This is a genomic window from Kitasatospora sp. NPDC007106, from assembly GCF_040634455.1.
GTDB lineage: Bacteria > Actinomycetota > Actinomycetes > Streptomycetales > Streptomycetaceae > Kitasatospora > Kitasatospora arboriphila.
In genome coordinates this window covers 1-1,120 of record NZ_JBEYFP010001410.1, presented here as the reverse complement: position 1 = coordinate 1,120, position 1,120 = coordinate 1, and the positions used below count along the sequence as shown (strand labels likewise).

At 74.6% G+C, this 1,120-nt stretch carries 1 protein-coding gene and 1 pseudogene; both read right to left on the bottom strand.

The window, feature by feature from the left end; genetic code table 11:
• Positions 1 to 92 precede the first annotated feature (92 nt).
• Entirely contained in the window at positions 93 to 500 is a 408-nt protein-coding gene (locus ABZ641_RS38880; RefSeq protein WP_359989424.1) for a hypothetical protein, read from the bottom strand.
• A pseudogene (locus tag ABZ641_RS38875) lies at positions 497 to 1,120 on the bottom strand (gfo/Idh/MocA family oxidoreductase); the annotation flags it as partial. The gene ABZ641_RS38880 and the pseudogene ABZ641_RS38875, both read right to left, overlap by 4 nt.

The following is a 1,120-nucleotide window of genomic DNA, read 5'->3' as shown; positions in this document are numbered from 1 at the left end:
CCGGGCCGCGGCATGCCGTCCGGGGCTCGGGCACTCGGGAGGTGCCCCCACGCGCCCCTGTGAAGCACCCCGCACGCCGTTGACGACGCGCCCTAGGGACCGGACGGGACGAACCGGACGGGGAGTTCCGGCCGGAGGTCCAGCTTCGCGCCGGTCAGCAGGTGGTCCGCGGCGATCAGCACGTTGTAGTGGTTGGGGAAGTGGCAGGCGTCGAAGCCGAGCACCGTGCCCACCCGGTGCTCCCCGACGAACACCTCGTCGCCGCGGTCCAGCACCCCGGCCGCCGCGATCTCCGCGAAGCCGAGGAAGCCGACCCGGTCGATCCGGGCGCCCGCCGCGGTGTCCCGTTGGTCGGTGGTCACCAACTCGTGCACCTCGCCCCGCCGGACGCACCGGCTGGCGAACGGCTCCAGGCTCATCCCGCGGTCCTCGCGGCTGTGCAGCAGCACCTTCACCAGCGTGCCGGTGACCGTCCGCTTCGGCCCGTCCTCGTGCGTCACCGCGCCTCCACCCGCTCGGCCCGGTAGGCGGCCTCGACCACCCGCAGGGCGTCCAGCCCGTCGGGCCCGCGCCCCGGACCGGCAGCGTCCGGTTCACCGAGGACCAGCCCCGCGAACTCCGCGAGCACCCCCTCGTACTCGTGCCAGAGCGACTGCTTGAAGCCGGGATGCCCGGCCAGCATGTCCGCCCCGAGCACCGTGCCGTCCGCCAACTCCACCGCCACGTCCTTGCATTCACCGAGGAAGGACCAGTCCAGCTCGATCCGGGCGGTCACCCCGTCGGCGCCGGCGAGGGCGAGCACCGCCTGCCGGTCGACGCCCTGCGCGTCCCGGACGACGTCGGCGGACGCCAGCCGCATCGGCCCAGCCAGCAGCCGCACCAGGTCGTAGGCGTTCGGGCCGTTGTCGGCCACGCAGCCGCCGCCGCAGCGCTCCGGGTCCAGGTACCAGCGGTCCCGGCCGACGTGCTCCTCGATCCGCTCCAGGTACCGGACGGTCACCGAGCGGACGGGCACCGCCTCCGGGATCCGGGCCCGCAGGCCGGTGACCGCGGCGTTGTACCGGCGGTGGAAGGCGGTGAAGAGCGGCACCCTGCGCTGCGCCGCGATCGCGGCCAACTC